The organism is Micromonospora sp. DT63 (genome assembly GCF_049841615.1).
GTDB lineage: Bacteria > Actinomycetota > Actinomycetes > Mycobacteriales > Micromonosporaceae > Micromonospora.
The window spans coordinates 591,779-610,502 of record NZ_JBNCKQ010000003.1; the positions used below are offsets into that span (position 1 = coordinate 591,779).

General features: G+C 72.3%; 15 protein-coding genes. 6 read left to right on the forward strand and 9 right to left on the reverse strand.

Annotated features, from left to right (window positions below; genetic code table 11):
• Positions 1–165: 165 nt before the first annotated feature.
• Together ACLQ27_RS15155 and ACLQ27_RS15160 are read left to right on the forward strand one after the other, a co-directional pair.
• Positions 166–681: a sigma-70 family RNA polymerase sigma factor gene (locus tag ACLQ27_RS15155; RefSeq protein ID WP_266249813.1), complete on the forward strand. Its 516-nt coding sequence runs from the start codon at positions 166–168 to the stop codon at positions 679–681.
• On the forward strand, positions 678–1,397 hold the full coding sequence (locus ACLQ27_RS15160; RefSeq protein ID WP_357491179.1) for an anti-sigma factor family protein: 720 nt from the start codon (positions 678–680) through the stop codon (positions 1,395–1,397). The genes ACLQ27_RS15155 and ACLQ27_RS15160 overlap by 4 nt, the downstream gene beginning before the upstream one ends.
• A gap of 174 nt (positions 1,398–1,571) precedes the next feature.
• Here ACLQ27_RS15160 and rarD read toward each other — a convergent pair whose 3' ends face one another.
• From rarD to eccE, 4 genes are all read right to left on the reverse strand, one after another.
• Positions 1,572–2,489 carry an EamA family transporter RarD gene (gene rarD, locus ACLQ27_RS15165; protein WP_357491177.1) on the reverse strand — a complete coding sequence of 306 codons (918 nt, stop codon included), beginning with the start codon at positions 2,487–2,489 and terminating at the stop codon, positions 1,572–1,574.
• Positions 2,486–2,983: a GNAT family N-acetyltransferase gene (locus tag ACLQ27_RS15170; RefSeq protein WP_357491175.1), complete on the reverse strand. Its 498-nt coding sequence runs from the start codon at positions 2,981–2,983 to the stop codon at positions 2,486–2,488. The genes rarD and ACLQ27_RS15170 overlap by 4 nt, the downstream gene beginning before the upstream one ends.
• 118 nt (positions 2,984–3,101) lie before the next feature.
• Positions 3,102–3,488, reverse strand: coding sequence for a phage holin family protein (locus ACLQ27_RS15175; protein WP_234584566.1), 387 nt, complete (start codon positions 3,486–3,488; stop codon positions 3,102–3,104).
• 110 nt (positions 3,489–3,598) lie between these two features.
• Entirely contained in the window at positions 3,599–5,596 is a 1,998-nt protein-coding gene (eccE, locus tag ACLQ27_RS15180; RefSeq protein ID WP_425867225.1) for a type VII secretion protein EccE, read from the reverse strand.
• A gap of 287 nt (positions 5,597–5,883) precedes the next feature.
• Between eccE and ACLQ27_RS15185 the strand changes: the two genes are divergently transcribed.
• Positions 5,884–6,204 (forward strand): WXG100 family type VII secretion target, encoded by a 321-nt coding sequence (locus ACLQ27_RS15185; protein WP_234584564.1) that lies wholly within the window; start codon positions 5,884–5,886, stop codon positions 6,202–6,204.
• 20 nt (positions 6,205–6,224) lie between these two features.
• Complete coding sequence (locus ACLQ27_RS15190) at positions 6,225–6,518, forward strand: WXG100 family type VII secretion target (protein ID WP_234584563.1); 294 nt, start codon at positions 6,225–6,227, stop codon at positions 6,516–6,518.
• 85 nt (positions 6,519–6,603) lie between these two features.
• Here the strand turns inward: ACLQ27_RS15190 and mycP are convergent, their stop codons facing one another.
• A complete protein-coding gene (gene mycP, locus ACLQ27_RS15195; protein ID WP_425867228.1) occupies positions 6,604–7,827 on the reverse strand; it encodes a type VII secretion-associated serine protease mycosin in 1,224 nt (407 codons plus the stop codon).
• A 152-nt stretch (positions 7,828–7,979) separates the two neighbouring features.
• Here mycP and ACLQ27_RS15200 point away from each other — a divergent pair, with 152 nt between their 5' ends.
• Positions 7,980–11,087: an SseB family protein gene (locus tag ACLQ27_RS15200; protein ID WP_425867230.1), complete on the forward strand. Its 3,108-nt coding sequence runs from the start codon at positions 7,980–7,982 to the stop codon at positions 11,085–11,087.
• Positions 11,084–11,449: a hypothetical protein gene (locus tag ACLQ27_RS15205; protein WP_234591389.1), complete on the forward strand. Its 366-nt coding sequence runs from the start codon at positions 11,084–11,086 to the stop codon at positions 11,447–11,449. The genes ACLQ27_RS15200 and ACLQ27_RS15205 overlap by 4 nt, the downstream gene beginning before the upstream one ends.
• A gap of 4 nt (positions 11,450–11,453) precedes the next feature.
• Here the strand turns inward: ACLQ27_RS15205 and ACLQ27_RS15210 are convergent, their stop codons facing one another.
• The 4 genes from ACLQ27_RS15210 to ACLQ27_RS15225 all read right to left on the reverse strand — a co-directional run bounded on the left by ACLQ27_RS15210 (position 11,454) and on the right by ACLQ27_RS15225 (position 18,609).
• The gene (locus tag ACLQ27_RS15210) at positions 11,454–12,386 is read right to left on the reverse strand and encodes an alpha/beta fold hydrolase (RefSeq protein WP_425867232.1); all 933 of its coding nucleotides are present in this window, start codon (positions 12,384–12,386) and stop codon (positions 11,454–11,456) included.
• A gap of 65 nt (positions 12,387–12,451) precedes the next feature.
• Positions 12,452–12,853, reverse strand: coding sequence for a hypothetical protein (locus ACLQ27_RS15215; RefSeq protein WP_425867234.1), 402 nt, complete (start codon positions 12,851–12,853; stop codon positions 12,452–12,454).
• Positions 12,854–13,057: 204 nt separating this feature from the next.
• Positions 13,058–15,484: an immune inhibitor A domain-containing protein gene (locus ACLQ27_RS15220; protein ID WP_234591394.1), complete on the reverse strand. Its 2,427-nt coding sequence runs from the start codon at positions 15,482–15,484 to the stop codon at positions 13,058–13,060.
• A 332-nt stretch (positions 15,485–15,816) separates the two neighbouring features.
• Positions 15,817–18,609: an immune inhibitor A domain-containing protein gene (locus ACLQ27_RS15225; protein ID WP_357491162.1), complete on the reverse strand. Its 2,793-nt coding sequence runs from the start codon at positions 18,607–18,609 to the stop codon at positions 15,817–15,819.
• Between the last annotated feature and the right edge of the window lie 115 nt (positions 18,610–18,724).

Genomic DNA, 18,724 nt, shown 5'->3' on the forward strand with positions numbered 1-18,724 from the left:
GACGCTAGGAGGACGTGGTGAGCGGTCGTCGGCCGCAGTGTGAACCAGGCGTGAACACCTGCGCGGGCACCAGCGGTCTGACCTCGGTCTGAACCGTTCGGCGTGACCGCACGTATTCCCGAGCGGACACACCGCCGGACGCGCGCCGGAAGTGAGGAGACCGCCATCAGCGACCATGACGCCCAACTGCTGCGGGCGCTGCACGACGAGCACGCGGAGGCGCTGTACGCACACGCCCTGCGGCTGGTCAACGGCGACCGGCAGCGGGCCGAGGACCTGGTGCAGGAGACGCTGCTGCGGGCCTGGCGGCACCCCGAGTCCCTCGACCCGCGACGCGGCTCCGTACGCGCCTGGCTGTTCACCACCGCCCGTAACCTGGCCATCGACGCCTGGCGGCGACGGTCCACCCGGGTCGGCGAGGTGTTCACCGACGAACTGCCCGAGCCGCCCGAGGTGGTCGACGAGGCCGAGCGCGCGGTGGAGGCGTGGACCGTCGCCGAGGCGTTGAACCGGCTCAGTCCCACCCACCGTGAAGTGCTTGTCGAATGCTTCTACCAGGGGCGGTCGGTGGCCGAGGCGGCATCGAGGCTGGGCGTACCGCCGGGCACGGTGAAGTCGCGCACCCACTACGCCCTGCGCTCACTACGGTTGGTCCTGGCCGAGATGGGGGTGACGGGATGACTCGGTGCGAGTTCGCGCACGACGACGGCGCGTACGTGCTGGGCGCCCTGGCCCCCGCCGAACGGGCGGCCTACGAGCGGCACCTCGCCGGCTGCGCCTCCTGCCGGGACGCGGTCGCCGAGATCGCCGTCCTGCCGGGACTGCTCGGTCGTCTCGACCCTGCGGGTCTGGAGCAGTTCCTGCCGCCGCCGTCCCCGCCCCGGGTGCCCGCGCTGCTCGAGGAGGCCCGGAACCGCCGGCGCCGCGAGCGTGCAGCGACCCGTCGGCGGTACGCCCTCACGACGCTGGCCGCCGCCGCGCTCGCCCTCGTGGTGGGTGTCGGCACGGCCGCGGTGCTGCCCCGACCGGTCGCCCCACCGGTGACCCCGGGCGCACAGGGCACCCACCCCGGCCCGCAGGTGTCGATGGTCGCCATGCGGCCGGTGGCGACAGCCGGGCCGGTGCACGCCGAGATCGGGCTGGCCGGCAGCAAGTGGGGCACCGAGGTGACCATGCACTGCGGGTACGACGCGCGGACGAGCTACGGCAAGGCGTACCCGTTCCGGCTGGTGGCCCACGGCCCGAACGGCAGCAGCGAGCAGATCGGCTCCTGGCTGGCCGCCCCCGGCGACGACCTCAGCTTCACCGGCGTCACCCGCTTCACCGACGCCGAGCTGGTCAGCGTGGAACTCCAACGTTCCGACGGCACCCCCCTGCTCACCTACGCAGTCCCGTAACCCCGCCCGCCCTTCGCCGCCTCCCGCGACCCCGCCCCCCTTCGCCGCGATCTTGCACTTTCTGTCGTCCCGTAACGGGTCAAGAACCGCAAATCGACGACACAAACTGCAAGATCGCGGGGGTGGGGTGGGGCGGGGCGGGGCGGGGCGGGGCGGGGCGGGGCGGGGTGTGGGTTAGGGGGTTGGGACGGGGCTGGGGAGGCGTGGGGTGCTTCTGGAGTGGCGGGCCTGGCGAATGGCGTCGGCGGTGAAGACGACCAGGGCCAGCCAGACCAGTGCGAAGCCGGCGAGGCGGGCCGGCGGCATCGGCTCGTGGAAGATCAGCACGCCGCAGGCGAGCTGGAGGATCGGCGCCAGGTACTGGATCATCCCGAGGCCGGTCAGTGGCAGCCGGTTGGCAGCCCCGGCGAAGAGCAGCAGCGGGATCGCGGTGGCCGCGCCGGCCAGCACCAGCAGCGCGGTGTGCCCGGCGGAGACATGCCCGAAGGTCAACCCGCCGTGCCGGCTCAGCCAGGCGAGATAGCCCAGCGCGGGCAGCGCCAGCACCGCCGACTCGACGAAGAGCCCCTCGGCGGCGGGCAACCCGAGCTGCTTCTTGATCAGGCCGTAGCCGGCGAAGCTGAACGCGAGGCTCAGGGCCAGCCAGGGCAGCCGGCCGTAGTCGACGGCGAGCACCGCGACGGCCGACGCGCCGATGCCCAGCGCCACCCACTGCGCCGGGCGGAGTCGTTCCCGCAGCACCGTCACCCCGAGCAGCACCACCACGAGGGGGTTGATGAAGTAGCCGAGCGCGGTCTCCACCACCCGGTTGGAGCTGACTCCATAGATGTAGATGCCCCAGTTGATGGCGATGAGCGCGGACGCGGCGACGATCCCGGCGACCGTCCGGCGGCGGCGTAGCAGCGCCCGCAGGAAGCCGATGTTGCGCAGCGCGCCGAGCAGCAGGGCCACGAAGAGCACCGACCAGACGATCCGGTGGGCCAGGATCTCCAGCGGGCCGGTGGGTCGCAGCAGCTTGAAGTAGAGCGGAAAGAAACCCCAGAGCAGGTACGCGCCGATGCCGTAGAGGTATCCCAGGCGGAGTGGCGTCACGCCTCCACCGTAAGGGGTGAACCTCCGCTTTGTTCCTTTCCGGTGATCGGCGTCACCGGTGGGCGCCGGTCGAGCTGCATCCACCGCTGCGGAACGTCCAACGGGGTGAAGCCGACCCGCGCGTACACCTCGTGCGCGTCGCTGGTCGAGAGCAGAATCCGGCGTACGCCCAGCTCGGCGAGGTGGTCGCGGACCGCGCCGGCCAGCCAACCGCCCAGCCCGCGGCCCCGGGAGGCACGGTCGACGTACACGTCGCAGAGCCAGGCGAAGGTGGCGCCGTCGGTGACCACCCGGGCCACCGCCACCTGGTGGCCGTCCCCGGGTCGGTAGACGCCGAACGGGAGTGACCCGGCGAACGCCCGCACCACCGTCTCCCGGTCACGCCCCAGCGCCCAGTAGGCGTCGGTGGACAGCCAGTGGTGGATCCGGTCCAGGTCGAGCCGGGCGGGGTCGGTGCTGATCAGGTGGCCGTCGGAGCGGGTCAGCGAGAACACGTCTGTGAGGCTAACCAACCCGATCGGCTCGCCGGCCCGCCAATTCCCGAACTCTGGTCACCGGACCGCCCGGCCCATCGGGGGCCGGGCGGTCCGGGTCGGTGGTGGTCGGTCGCCGTCAGTCCCGGTCGAGAACGGCGCCCAGGATCCAGGTCACGATGCTCACGAACAGGGCGCCGAGCACGGCGGCCGGCCAGAAGCCGTCCACCGAGAACGGCAACCCGGCCTGGTCGGCGATCCAGCTCGTGAGCAGGAACAGCAGCCCGTTCACCACCAGCGCGATGAGACCCAGGGTGAGCAGGTAGAAGCCGCAGCCGACGGTCTTGATGACCGGCTGGAGCACCGCGTTGACGACGCCGAAGATCACCGCCACCAGGATCAGCGTGGTGACCGTCTCCACTGCCGAGGTCGACTCCAGGTCGATGCCCGGAATGAGCAGTGTGGCCAACCAGAAGGCCAGCGCCGTGGTGGCCAGCCGAATCAGCAACCCTTTCAGAAAACCCATGGCCGGGATCGTGCCACGGACCACTCACCGGCGTAACCCACCAGTTGACCATCCACGACGACGCGGCCCCGGGAGCGCCCGGCAGCACTCGGGTCGGCGTCCCCGCCGGCTCAGCCGCGTGCCGGCGGGCCGATCAGCTGGGCCTCGATCGGGGTGGGGGAGAGCAGCGCCCAGCGCAGGGCTCGGCGGTTCACCACCGCCACCATGTCGTCCCGGATCCGGGTGAGCCAGTCGGCCGAGCCGCCCAGCCCCAGCGCCGTTCCAGCCAGCGCGGCCTCGGCCCCGTGCAGCGGCTGCAACACGGCCAGATCCGCGCGGCTCAACGCGTCCACATCGGCCGGGGTCAGCTCGTCGCGCACCACGAGGGTGGCCCGCCACGCCGGACCCGGCTCGGTCTCGGCCGGCACCGGCCCGGCGTCGACCACCAGCAGCAACGGTTGAAGCGCGGTACCCACCGAGTCGGCGACCGGTCGGCCCGGCGGGATCAGCGGGATCGTTCCGCCCGGAGCGCCCACACCCCGCACGAACGGCTCCCAGGCGCGGGGTCGCGCCGTCTGCACCACCACCAGCGCGCCCAGGGCCATCGCCCGCAGCGCCACCAGCTGCGCGGCCCGCACCCCGCCCACCAGCATCACCCGGGTGCTCTCCGGCCGGAACAACCGTACGGTCACCGCGCCGCCGTGCCGGTTGGTGCCGACCATCATCCCCGCCTCGCCCAGGGTCAGCTCCCAGTCGTCCAGCGCCACAGCCGATTGCCCCCCGGCGCTGGTGAGCGCCACCGGCAGCGTGCCAGCCAGCCCGCTCAGGTGCGCGCCGTCGAGTCTGCGCAGCGTCCCGCCGACGCCGTCGACCAGTCGACTCAGCGCGTCGACGGCCACGGTCAGCTCGGCGGTCGACGTGGCGGCCAGGCGTACGGCCATCTCGGTCGGCGCGGTCCCGGTGTCGCCGGCCGCCGGCGGCCCGACGCAGAGCGACACCGTCGTCGCGGTCGCCGGCAGGGCGAGCAGCCGGGGCACCAGCCGCCGCGCGGCCGGTGCGCCGGTCTGCGGCCAGTCGACCAGCCGGAACGTGGCCTGGACGAGTGCGCCCGAGCGGAGCAGCGGCCACGACTCCCGCACCGGCTGGCCGTCGTGGTGGGCCAGCTCGCCCAGCACGCGCAGTGCCGCAGGCACGCCGAGCGGCCGGGCGGTCAGCGGCCCGAGTCGGCGGACGATCCGGCGTACCGTGCCGGCGAGCGCCCGACGCAGGGCCTCCTGCGTCCACCCGTCCGCCCGCAGCACCCGAACCGCCAGCACCGCCCGCTCCCGCCCCGCGAGCCGGCCGTCGGTGAGCTGCCGGTACGAGGTGCCGACGGTGCCACCCGCCGTCGGGACGGGTGCCGGCGTCCCGCTGAGAAGCAGTTGGATCCGCACCGGCGGGACGTCCGGACCGGGCGTCGGCAGCAGCGCGGCCGGCGCGGGGATCTCCCGGGACGCGTCGCCGAGCAGGTCGCCGGGGTCGCCGAGCTCCAGAAGCGCCACCATGCCGCCGGTGTCCTCCAGCACCGCCGCCGGCCCGCCCGACAGCTCCGTCGAGTGGACCACGGCACCGGGTGCGACAAGGGCGAGCAACCCGGCCGGGTCGGCCTGCCGACCCAGCACGCGCCGCCGGGTCAGATGCGCGGCGGCGGTGCCCAGCCACTCGAAGAGCCACCTGCCGCGCACCCGCACGCCGGCGACCGCGACCAGGAGCGCGGCCACGAGCAGTGCGGCGACGGTGAGCGGCGTGCCCCGACCCAGCGCGGCGAGGACGACCGCGACGGCGACCTGCCCGGTGACCAGTTGGCCCGCGCCGATCCCCGCGCCGCGTCGGCTGAACGCGGCCCAGCGACCGCGGGATCGTCGACCCGGTGCGCCGTCCCTGGCCGCCCTCGGCCCGGGAACGCCGAGCGCGGCCGGCGCGGCGGTGACGGCTTCGGTCGCTCCGGTGTCGACACCCGGCGCGGTGCCGACAGAGGCTCCGACGGCGGTGGGGGCGCCCGACCCGGCTGTCGGGGCGGCGGCGGCCGGGACCGGGCCCCAACCCTGCCGGCTCGCCGGGTGCGGGCCTCCGGTGGTGATCGGCGACACCGCGCCTCCTCGACCAGTTTGGACGTGCCGGGCGGCCGACCGCCCCGGGACTGCCCGTCACGCGCCGCGACGTGGCTGCGGCACATAGTAAGCGACCGATGGCTGCCGTGGTTGTCCACAGGGGAGCCCGGTGGGGTAGCAGAACTGCTACCGGGCCGCTACCGTCAGCCACGAAGTTCATCGCTGACCCGCGTCCAGCCATGCTCGTCGACCGGGCCACGCGATAGTGCGCTCCCCCTGGGCGCACAGCCGGCCAGGCACGACCGAGGAGACGAGGTGATGTTCGGGTGTCCCAGACCCAGGCAGAAGCGGCGGTGATGCGGCAGACCGCCGCGAAGTTCGAGCAGGTGGACCAGTCGTTGCAGTCCATGCTGACCGGCCTGCTGGCCGAGCTGGAGGTGTTGCAGCAGGCCTGGCGCGGCGCCGGTGGGCGGTCGTTCGAGCAGGTCAAGCGGCAGTGGTCACAGGATCAGGCCGCGTTGCACCGGGCCCTGCGGGAAACCGCCGGGGCCATCCGCACCGCCGGCCGACAGTACGACGTCTCGGACGACGAGGCGGCCAGCCGGGTGGCCGGCACCAACCGCGGCGGCATCCAGCTGCCGCTCTGACCTGCCGGGAGGGAGTTCCGATGGACCACGGTGTGCTGGTCGTCAACTTCGCCGCGCTGCAACAGGCCGGCGTGGACATTCAACGGGCGCTGAACACGCTCGACTCACAGCTCGGCCAGCTCGAACGCGACGCCGCGCCGCTGGTGTCGGCCTGGGCGGGTGACGCCCGACAGGCGTATGAGCAGCGCCAGGCGCGGTGGCGGTCCGCCTCGCAGGACCTGCAGGCGATGCTGCGCGCCATCAAGGTGGCGGTGGACGACTCCGCGGCCGACTATCTGGACACGGAGAAGAAGAACACCGGGCTGTTCCAGTGACGCCGGTGGGCCGGGAGCGCTGACCGTGCCCGCGTCGGCGCCCCGGCCGCCCTCCGACGAGGGCCACCGAGGCGACCCGGTCGGGTCAGACCGGCTCGGCCGGTCGCCAACGCCGGCGCGCGCCGCGGGGCAGCACGACCGCGAGCAGCACCACGGCGACCGCCGTCAGGCCGATCGCCGCGCCAGCCATCAGAGCCCGGTCCCGGGCGGTCGCGCGGCGGGCCTGGCGGGCGAGCACCGCCGGATCGGGCCGGTCCTCGGCGAGTACGGCAACCGGCCGGGCGGCGGCCGACCGGCCGCCGCCCGTCTCGGTGACCGCCCGGTAGGGGTTCAGCACCCCGGCGCCGTACCCGCCGCCGTGTCCCGGGCCGGGCGCCGGGTCGACGGTGGCGACGATCCGCTCCGCCACCTCGGCGGCGGTCAACTCGGGTCGGTACGCGCGCAGCAACGCCGCAGTGGCGGCCACGAACGGCACCGCGTAACTGGTGCCCTCGACCTGCTGGTGGCCCTGCGCGGGGGCGGCGACAAGCACGGCGCTGCCCGGGGCGACCAGATCGACGTACGGGCCGGTCTGGGAGAACGTCGCCCGCGCCCCGTCCGCCCCGATCGCGCCCACCCCGAGCACCCCGTCGTACGCGGCGGGGAACGGGCGCGGGTCGCCGCTGTCGTGCAGGTTGCCCACGGCGGCCACCAGCACCACGTCCCGCTCGACGGCGTACCGCACGGCGGAGCGGACCTCCGGGTCGTCGGCGTACAGCACCACGGAGAGGTTCACCACGTCGGCGTCGTGGTCGACGGCCCAGCGGATGGCGTGGGCGAACTCGTCGGCGCTCACCGTGCGCCCCGACTCCCGACCCTGCACCACCTGCTGCTCACTCACCCGTACCGGCAGGATCCGGGCGGCCGGGGCCAGGCCGTGGAAGGCGACACCGGGCCGGGGCGCCGCCGCGATGATGCTCGCCACGCCGGTGCCGTGCCCGGCGCAGTCCCGGCTGCCGTCCCCACCCGGGTCGAGCAGGTCGGTGCCGGCCAGCACCCGTCCGGTCAACTGGGGATGCGCCCGGTCGACTCCGGAGTCGACCACCGCGACCGTCACACCGGCGCCCGTGGTCAGCGGCGCGAGTCGCGTGGGGTCGTACCGCTGCTGGGGCCAGGGTGTGGCCTCGACCGGCCGGACGGGCGCCAGTGGCGTCGCGCAGGCCGGGGCCATCCCCAGCCCGGCGCTGGCGGCGACGGCCGGACCGGCCGCAGCGGTCAGCAGAGCAGCCGCCAGACCTGCCAGGACGGGGCGCGCGATCGACCGGGACATCGACAGCCTCCGTATCGTGTCGGCTCCGGAACGGGATGTTATCGCCTCGACGCCGCCCCGGCGGACCGCCACCGGCCAGCCATTGTGATCTTGATACCACCTTGTAGGTTGTACGCGATACCTGTGGCCTGTTCTCGGAAGGAGAGGTGGCCGTGACCGAATGGGAGCCGGCCACGGAGGCCGAGGTGGCGATGCGGGACGCGCTGCGCGCCAACGACCAGGAGCTCTACTTCCGCCTCCTGTCCCGCACCGATCTGCTGTTGCCGGTCTCCACGCCGGCGCCGTCCGGCCAGTCCTCCGCCGGCTGGGGCACCTGGACCACCGGCGGCCGGACCCACGTGCTGGCCTTCACCTCCGCCGCGGCGCTGCGGGCCTGCCTCGGTGAACACGCCGGCACCAACCGGCGCGTGCCGTTCACCGACCTCGCCCTCGGTTGGCCCAACCACGAGTGGTGGCTCGCGGTCAACCCCGGGTTGCCGGTCGAGGGCTACCTGCCCGCCTGGTTCGTGTCGCAGCTCTCCCGTGGGGACGTCCGGCTGCCGGGCCGTGCCATGGGCGCCCGCGCCCGGCTGGAGCGCGCCGAGACGCTGGCCCGATCGAGAGCCGGTACGACCGGCCGGGACGGCTCGCCCGCCACCGGGTTCGTGCCGCCCATGCCGCCCATGCCGCCCACGCCGCCCGCGTCGGACCCGACGCCGTCGGGACGGTCCGCGCCGAGGAACGCGGTGCCGCCGGTGGGCACACCCTCGGGATCGGCCACCCCGACCCGCGCGCCCGGCCCGGGTGAGCTGTCGCGCCGGTCCGGCCCGGAGGATCTGCCCGCCGCCGGTCAGCGGCAGCCGACCGCCCCGCCCCGACCGGCCCGCCCCGGCGTCGGCCCCGTGCCGGGCGCGAGCCGTGCCGGCGCATCCCGGTACGTGCCGCTGGCCTCCACCGACCGCGCCCAGGTCGCCCCGGTCGACCAGCCGGGTCCACGCGCCGGCCGGCCGTCCGCGAGCCGTCCGGCGGGTGACGGCGACGGCCCGGCCGCCGGTGACGGCAACACCCAGGGTGGCCGGCGCTCCTTCTTCGAGCCGACGTCCGGTCGAGCGTCCGGGCCGGTTCCCGGGGACGGCCGGCCGGGCGACCGCGCGGTGCCCCCGTCCCGGTTCGGGCGGGGCAGCCAGCCCTTCCCGCGTCGCCGTCCCGCGGACGCGCCGGGCGGCGACAGCGCGGCCTCGGCCTTCCCGATGCCGACACCGGACGCCACCCGACCGCTGCGGCCACCGGCCGGCGACCTGGGCGCGTCCCAGGTGGTACGAGCGCCCGCGACCGACGACGAGGCCACCCAACCTCTGCCACCGCGACGGCCCACACCGTTGGCCGAGGAACCCACCCATGCGTTCCGGGTGCCCGGCCCAGCCGCGGGTGAGCCGTCACCGACAGGCGTCGGAGGGCACGTTCCCACGGCCGACGAGACCCAGGCGATCCCGCGTGGCCGCCCCGGTGACCGGCAGCGTTTCGAGCCGGTGGAGGAACTGCCGCCGTCGGTCGCGGAGCCGGTCTCCGGCCCACCCGCCCCGCGTCGCGGCTTCACGCCCATCGTCATCGAGGGCACCATCATCGAGTCCCGCGATCTCCTCGACCCGACCGAGGGCGCTCCCGCCTTCGACACGACACGGCGACCCGGCCCGACGACGGCCGGCCCGACGACGGCCGGCCCACCGCCGTTCGGCCCGACGACCGCTGGGCCACCGCCGTTCGGGCCACCCGCGCCCGACCCGGCCGCACCCGGTCCCGCCGTTCCCGGGGCCGCGATGCCCGGCCCCTTCGTTCCCGGACCCTCCGCCGCGGCCCCGGATCCGATCGGCGTGCCCTCGTCGTTCGCGCCCGCCCCGTCCGGCACAGCTCCGTTCGAACCGGCCGACACCGGCACGGGTCTGGCCGATCCCCCCGAGACCGCCGCCGGCCTGTTCGGCACGGACAGCACCGGCGCGGGCCCGTTCGATCCGGCCGGCTCCGACCTGAGCGGCGCTGGCTTGAGCGGCGCTGGCCTGAGCGGCGCTGGCCTGAGCGGCGCTGGCCTGAGCGGCGCTGGCCTGAGCGGCTCCGACCTGAGCGGCTCCGACCTGAGCGGCGCTGGCTTGAGCGGCGCTGGCCTCAGCGGTGACGACCTGAGCGGTGGCGGCTCGGCCGGTTGGTCGGCGCCCCGATCCCCGGTGGGCTACGAGCCGGAGACGGTACGCGCCGACGACGAACGCCCGGTCGTGGACGACAAGCGTGCGGTGGTCGACGAGCCGGCTCCGGTGCAGTTCGAGCCGGCCAACACGGTCGAGGAGGACCTGCTCGGCGCGGCCGGCGCGGGCAGCACGGACACGTTCCTGTCCACCCTGCTGTTGGCGAGGGTCCTGCTTCCGTCGGCGGCGGACTCGGTGCGCGGCAGCCGTCCCGGCGACCCGGGCTTCGTGTGGCGTACCGCCCAGCTCGACGGCGAGACGTACGTGGTGGTCTACACGTCCCCGGAGCGTCTCGTCGACCACGTCGAGGGTGACGTCGACACCGTCCGGGTGAAGTTCGCCCAGCTGATCCGGCGTTGGCCGGACGAGGACTGGTCGTTCGCCGTCAACCCGGGCACGCCCGTCGGCGCGAAGCTGCCCGGCGACCAGATCGTCGCGTTGGCCAACTGGGCCGCCGAGGTGGGGCTCGGCGACGATCTGGAGGTCGACCCGCAGGAGCCGGCGGTCGAGGCGGAACCCACGGCCCGCCCCCGGTACGCTCCGGCGGCGGTCGACCCGGCCCGTCCGACAGTGATGCAGAAGGCGATCGCGCCGAGTCAGCTCGCGTACTACCTGGAGCGCGGGTACGACCGGGTGTCCGGCTTCGTGCACCGGGCCGGCGAGTTGGCGCACCTGACCACGCCGGCCGAGCTGCACGATGCACTGGGCCTGAGCTACCCGGGGTCACCGTTCGTACGCGACGCGGAGGAGATCTACGTGCTGCGCTGGCCGGCGCACCGGCCCAGCCTCTACCGGATCCCGTACGGCGGTCAGAACGAGCCGGCGATGCGGGCAATGGAGGGTTGGGTCATCGAACGCCCGCCGTTCCGGGGCAACGGCTTCGCCCCGGGTGAGAGCAGCGACGTGGTGGCGGAGTTCAAGGTGGACAGTGCCCGCCTCCCGCACGGCGCGCAGCTCTGGCGCATCGGCGGGGACGGCACCGAGCGGGTGATCGCGGTGCTCGACACGGACGCGGTCATCTGGCGACGGGTTCCGGAGGCGTGATGCGCGACGGCTACGTGGCCCGCTGGCGGGGCCGGGAGTACCAGGCGAGCCCGGACGGCGACGACATCCGGCTCTACCAGCCGGAGCCGGGTGAGGGCTTCGAGGAGATCCGTCCGGGCCGGTACGTGCGGGTGCTGCCGGCGAGCGAGATCGAGGACCTGGCGTACGTGCGGACCACCTGCACGTGGCAGGGGCAACCGTTCATCGTGCTCGGGAAACACGACGCCTGGCTGCGGGTGGAGTACACCGGCGGTCGCTGGCCGGTGGCCGAGGCCATGCGGCTGGAGGTCTTCGACTTCGGCGTCTACCAGGGCTGGGCGCCGGCCGCCGAGGTCACCGACCTGCGCGAGCAGCGGGTCTGATCGATCAGGACTTGGCCCACCGCAGGATCTCGCCGAGGACCAGCTCGGGAGCTTCCAGGTGGGGGAAGTGCCCCACCCCGTCGAGCAGGCGCCACTCGTACGGCGCCACGACGTACCGGCCGGACCCCAGGGCGGTTCGTGGCAGGGCGGCGACGTCCCGTGCGCCGTGCAGTTGCAGGGTCGGGGTGACCAGCGGCTTCTGCATGAGGCGGACGAACCGGTAGCCGTGCAGCCGCAGCACCGACCGGAAGGCCCAGCGGTAGCCTTCCAGCGCGCAGAACGCGGCCTGCGGGATGCGCATCGCCTCCCGGCACCGCTCGGCGTACGCCTCGAAGCCCGAGCTGACCGCCCAGCGCGGCCCGGCCCAGCGGCGCAGGATCTCCCCGACGGCCGCCCCGCCGTCCTTGGTGAGCACGTGCTCGTAGCGGGGAAGCTGGAACTTCAACGCCGGGGTGGAGGCGGCGAACTGCCCGCGTGGGTCGGCGAAGATGGCGGCGCGCAGCCGCAGCGGGTGGGGTGCTCCCAGGACCACCAACCGCCGGACCAGCGACGGGTGGAACGACGCCACAGTCCAGGCGACCATGCCGCCGACGCCGCTGCCGACGACAGTCGCCGAGCGTTCGCCCAGCGCACGGATCAGACCGGCGATGTCGGCGGCGAGCGTGTAGCCGTCGTACCCCCGGGGTGGTTTGTCGCTGGCGCCGTAACCGCGCAGGTCCACGGCGACCGCGCGGAAGCCGGCGTCGGCGACCGCCGGGAGCATCTGGTGCCAGGCCCACCAGTGCTCAGGGAAGCCGTGCAGGAAGAGCACCATCGGCCCGGTGCCGGCCTCGACCACGTGGAACCGGGTGCCGTTGGCGCCGACGAAACGGTGCGTCCACGGCCCCTCGGTGAGAACACAGGACTCGTCGACGGCTCCGCCGCGCTGGTCGGTCATGGTTGACAGCCTAGGACCCCGTCGACGGGCAGCCGTTTCGCCGGCCCGGGAGCGTCGGGCGACGGTCAGCCGACCGGGCTGATGTCGACGATGCTGGCCGGGGTGCCCGGGCCGCAGTCGGTGGTCGGGTCGGCCGGGCCGATGGTCACCCGGACTGTCGTGCCGACGGCGAAGGTGCCCTGGCCGGTGCCGTGCAGCGCGTACTGCCGGCCGTCGTCGGTGACCAGGCCGTAGCAGGGGCCGGCGCCGCCCCGGTTGATCCGTCCGGCCAGCACGTTGGCCTTGCGGGCGTCGGTCGGCTCGCGCGGTGGGCCGGTCGGCGGGCGCAGGGTGGGCAGCGGGACGCGCGAGCGCGACGGTCGTCCGGAGGGGGACGACGGCGTCGGATCGGTGGGCCCGGTCGGCGCGGTGGCGGACGAGGGTGCGCCGGTCGACGGGGCGTCGGACGGGGTCTGCTCGGTGGACACGCCGTCTCCTTCGTTCCGCGCTCCGGCGCAGCCGGTGAGCGCCAGCAGGGCGGCCAGACCGGCGCCGGTCACAGTGGTGCGGGTTCGCGGTTGCACGGGTGATCGGACGCGCGGGGCGTGGCCGGGGTTCCCGCAAACGGGCGATGCCCGGGCAGGTGACCTGCCCGGGCATCGCCGTGGTGCGGGTGTCGCGTGATCCGAGGATCAGAAGAAGCGGACGGTGGTGTTGATGCCGTCCTGCGACACGACCTTGATCTTCCGGCCGGTCGCCGGGAGCTTGACGCCGTGGTTCGGCAGCTCCGGGTACCAGTACTGCTGGGTGTCGTCGAACAGCGGCTGCGCGGCCTGGCCACGGACGTAGTTGGCCTGGCTGTCGATGTGCAGCGTGAACGAGTCGGCCTTCTTCAGGCTGAACGGAGCGTCGTAGACCTGGACGCGGGCCCGCCAGGGGGCACCGGTCAGGTTGTACAGCGGCTCCGGGTGCGCGTCGATGATCAGGTTCCGACCCTCACCCGGGTGCGCGAACGTGTCGTTGTCCGCCCAACGGGTATTGTGGTACGAGATCAGCAGACCCTCCTGGTACGCGTAGTGGTCCACGTAGTCCGGGCGGGTGTTCGCGTAGCCGAAGTAGTACGGGCCGGTCTTGAGGTACTTGTCGTACGAGGTGTACGACCGGGTACCGGCGATGTAGTAGTTGTCGAACGAGCGGGTGTAGGTGGCCGCGGCGATCTCGAACTTCCCGGCGAAGGTCCAGCCGTTGGCACCGTTCTCGGCACCGTCGGTGAACACGGTCTGGCCGTCGGCGGTCACGGTGATCGCGTCACCGTAGAAACCGCCCTTGGACAGGCCGCCGTCGGTCTGGTAGCGCAGCCGGAACTGCACGACCTTGCCCGCCACGGAGTTCATCGGGATGTTGACGTCGACCCACTTGCCGTTGCTGGAGCCGTCCAGGGCGAAGCGCCCGGGGGAGATCTCCTTCAGCGGGTTGCCGTTGACGGTGCCGGGCAGGGTCGCCCAGGTCTTGCCACCGTCGGTCGACGCCTCGAAGAACAGGTAGTCGAACCCGCTCTCGATGTTGTAGCGGCCCTTCATGGCCAGGGCGGCCGACGACTTCCCGGTGAGGTCCAGCGTCCGGGTCATCGTGCTGTTGAGGTCGTCCTCGTTGCCGGTGAAGAACTGCTTGCTGCCCTCGAACGGTGCGCCGTTCGAGAAGGTGTACTCGCGGTCCGGGAGCACGACAACCGCGCCCTGCGCCTCCGGCGAGTTGTACTCCTGCGGGCCGAGAACCAGCGTCTTCTTCTGCCCGATACCGATCGTCTCGTAGTCGAGCCAGCCGAGCTGGTACTTGTTCCACGCGCCGAGGTCGCCACCGCGCTCGCCGATGCCACCGTCGTTCTTGGCACCGAGCCGGCTCTGGGCCATCAGGGTCCAGTGCTCGTTGTTGTTGTCGCCACCACTGACCACGTTGTAGTCGTCCGGCAGACCGAGGTCGTGACCGTACTCGTGGTAGAAGACGCTCCGGCCACCGTTCTCCGGCTGGATCGTGTAGTCACCGATCCAGACGCCGGTGTCGCCGATCTCGGTGCCGCCGGCCGGGAAGTTCGCCGGGCCGGTGTTGCCCTGGTCCGAGGCGTACGCGTACCAGCGGTGGCTCCAGATGGCGTCCTCACCCTGGATCGGGTCACCGTCGGCCTGGTCGCCGCCGGAGTGGACGATCTGGAAGTGGTCGATGTAGCCGTCCGACTCGTTGAAGTCGCCGTCACCGTCGAAGTCGTACCGGTCGTACTGGTCCATCGACTTGACGTCGGCGGCGATCTGCGCGTCGGTGCGGCCGGCGGCCTTCTGGTCGAGGACCCACTGGTTGGCGGCGTCGCGGACCAGGTCCCAGGTGTTGCTGCAGACGTTGCTGTCGCAGACGTTCGGGTCACCGGTCGGGTCGTCGTCGGCCTTCGGGTCGTCGGAACGACCGTAGCGGGCCTCGTTGTACTTGACCTTGACCCAGTCGGTGACCTCGCCCTCGACGCTGTAGCGACCCGAGGACTGGGCCTCGTAGTACTGCTTCAGCGACTCGTCACCGGGGTTGGTGCCGAAGTAGAGCTGCCGGTAGTGGTCGGCGTTGTAGTCCGGCTGCCAGACGGTGGAGTTGTCCACCGCCCGGTTGGGCGCCGGGATCTGGTTGTGCAGCGGCCCGTCGAACTTGGTCGGCCCCGCGGTGTTGGGGTCGATGTTCTTGTCCGGGAAGTCCGGGTGCCGCTCGTTGCCGAACTCGGCGAGGATCACGAAGATCTTGTCGGTCCGCTGACGGGAGAGTTCGACGTACTGGTCTTCCGTCTGGGCCGTGCCCGCCCCGGTGGTGCGGGCGCTGGCCCCGTCGGCCTGGGTCTTACCGACCTTGACGACGGTGCTGCCGTTGATCTTCTCTGCCTTGGCCTTGCCCTTGAGGACCTCGTTGAGGCCCTCCTGGCGCAGCGCTCGCCGCTTGTCCTCCAGCGGGTTCGGCAGGTCGTGGTCGGCAAGGGCGGGCTCGGCGACCGACGGAGCGGCCGTCGGCAACTTCGGCTGCGGCGCGGCACTGGCGGACGGTCCGAACGCCAGCCCCGTCGCCGTCAGCGAAAGCCCGAGCAGACCCACTGCGACTTTGCGCACGTGGTACCTCCGGTGTGAGGGAACCGACCCAACGGGGGTACGGGCCGGTGATAGATCGATCCCACTAGTGGGACCAATGGTGAACATAGACACTGCCGGGACGGGTGGGAAGATGCGCGCGTCGATTTGTTGCAAGATTTTGTTGGGAACGCTTTTCACCGTCACACCCCTGCGCTTCATCTGCGCCGCGAACCAGGGCGGACTGGCCGCGCGCAAAGACAGCGACATATTTCGATCAATATGATCGGGTGTACGACAGTGGGGCCGGCGGCGTTCCCGCCACCGGCCCCACCATCAGTTGTTGCTCCGCGAAACCGCTACTTCTTCGCCGGGGTGACGTAGATCGTGGCGGACGTGTTGTCCCGCGCGGTCTTACGGATCGTCAACGACACGCCGTTCTGCACGCCCGCGTCGCCGGGGTTACCGGTGCCGAGCACGATCGCGCCGCCGCCCAGCGTCACGCCGTAGAACTCCGGCGCCGGGCTGCCGTCCGGGTTGGTCACCCGGGTGGTGTACGGCGCGTTGCCACGCGACGGCACCACCACGGAGGCGTCGTTGTCCCGCGCGTACGGTGCCCCGTCGCGCATCTCGATGCCCGGGTACCAGCCCTTGGCGTCGGTGAAGCTCTTCACCGGTGCCTGCGCCTTGAACTTCGTGCAGTACGCGCTGTACGGCTCGTCCGCCGCCTCCAGGCACTCCGTGAAGGGGTACGTCTTCTGGAGCGTGAACGCCGCGTTGGCCGACTGCGGACGGCTGGGCAGGTTGTCCGTCACCGACGGGTCCTTCTCGGCCGCCGTGCCGGTCCGCCGGTACGGGTCGAAGTGCGAGTCCACGATGAGCAGACCGCCCTTCGCGCCGTAGCTGGGCAGCGCGGTCATCTGCCCGGTGACGTGGTTGACGTCGCCGAGCGCGCTGTCCCGATACCACACCAGCATGCCCGGCGCGTTGTAGGAGATCCGGTCGACCTTCCACGCCTCGTGGGAGTAGATGGTGTCGTAGGCGTACTTCAGGCCCTTGTCGAAGCCGTCGAAGTTGCGCCACTCGGCCAGGTAGTACTGCGCGTGCACCTCGGTGCCACCGGAGACCTTCCAGCCCGCGCCGGTGGTGTCCACGAAGGTGCCGCCGGTGGCCGTCCAGCCGTTGGCGCCGCCCTCGACGTCGTCGCTCCAGGTGGTGGCGCCGCCGCCGGTGACCGAGAAGTCGTCGACGAACCAGTTGCGCTCCTCGAACGCCTCATCGGTGGCCAGGCGCAGCCGCACCTGGACGGTCTTGCCCGCGTACGCCGACAGGTCGACGTAGTCGTGGCGCCAGCCGTCGGTGCTGCCGGTCAGGCCGTACTTCTTGCCGCCGAAGTCGTTCATCCGGCCGTTCGGGTCCGGGTAGTTGTCCGGCGTGGTGACCACGGAGCCACCCTCGGCGTACACCTTCTGCTCGGTCCAGGTCGCGCCGCCGTCGGTCGACAGCTCGACGAAGCCGAAGTCCCAGTCTTCTTCGATGATGTAGTTGTTCCACATCCAGAACTTGGCGTCCGCGGCGTTGGGCACGTCGACCGAGCGGCTCAGCTTGACGTCGGCCCAGCTCTGGTCGTTGTTGCTGTGCCACATCTTGGTGCCGCTGTGCGGCGTGGCCAGGACCGTCACCTTGTCCGGCAGGTCGACCTTGATGCCGTCCTCGGCGTCGATAGGCGTACGCGAGGTCTGCCCGAGCTTGACCTCACGCGGGTTGGACCCGGGGCGGATGGTCAGCGGGTCGGCCCAGCCGAGCACCCACTTGTCCCAGATGCCCATGTGCGTCGGGAGCGCCTGGAAGATCTCACCCGAGTGCGAACCCGAGGCCATCAGGTCCCAGAAGTCCACGTCGGAGTCGGCGTTGCCGGAGGTGTCGTAGAGGTCCGGCAGGCCGAGGTCGTGGCCGAACTCGTGGGCGAAGACACCGACACCGGCGTCCTCCGGCTGCACGATGTAGTTCGACACCTTCAGGTTGGTGCCCGGGATGCTGTAGCCACCCGGGACCGAGGAGGAGTGCGCCCAGACGGCGTACACGCCCTGGTCGCCGCCGCCGCGCGACTTGCCCTGGCCGGCGTGCACCAGCACCAGGTGGTCGATCACGCCGTCCGGCTCGAAGAGGTTGCCGTCACCGTCGCGGTCGGCCTGGTCCTCCTTGTCGTACTCGGCCCACGGAAAGCTCGGGTCCTTGGCGGCGAGCGCGTCGATCGCGTCGGCCGCCAGCTTGCCCGCGCCAGCCGGGTTGTCCGGGTGGCCGTTCATCGACTGCTCCCGGCCGGGGACCCAGTTGCCGTTCTCGTCCTGGGTGCAGCGGTTGGCCGCGTACCAGCCCTCGGAGTGCGGAACGGTGATCCACGGGCTGGCCTGCCCGTCGACCGTGTACGCGTTCTTGGACATCTCCAGGTACATGTTGTGCATCGTGCGACCGGAGAGGTCGATGCCCTTCTTGCCGTCCGGGCCCTTCAGGTCCTTGCGGACCCGCTCGGTGATGCCCTTCTTGCTGTACAGCATCTTGTCGTAGTGCGACGGCGAGAAGTCCGGCACCCACATCGAGTTGTTGTCCTCGTGCGGCAGCGTCGCCGGGTTCGCGATGGTGTTGTGCTTCGGCCCGTTCTGCACGGTGCCGGGGACACAGGTCCGATCCTCGAACACCGTCTTCGGGACCATCACGTTCGTGAAGTCGTCGTTCGCCTTGTCGTTGAACTCGACAAGCAGCGTCAGCAGCTTCGCCGTCTGCGTGGTCGGCGACTGCTTGATCTGCCGCGGGCTCTTGCCCGTCTTGATCGACTTGGCTTCGATCTGCGCGAGCTGGCGCGCGGTCACCGGGTTGCCCCGCGCGTGCTTCTGGTCGAACGCGCGCGCGGCGTCGACGGCGGGGGTGTAGACGCCACCCTTGCCCTTGACCTCGCGGCCGGTGGTGTCCGTCTGCACCTCGGGCTCGGCGTAGTTGATGTAGTACTCGTCAGCCCCGATCACCGCCCGGGGGGTGGTGGACGGCTGCGCCGCCGCACTTCCACTCACGGTCAGTGAGGTGGCCGCGAGGGCGATGACGGGCAGCGCGACGAGTAGTCGTCGACGCGACCCCGGATGGGAGTTTCTGTTCATGCCGCTCCGTTTCTCGGGCATGGGCGGAGGAAGCCGGCCGACTCCGGGCGCGCAGGGGCGCATCGAGGCCCACCGACCTCCGTGAAACTAAATGAGAAACACGCCGAACGGCGGG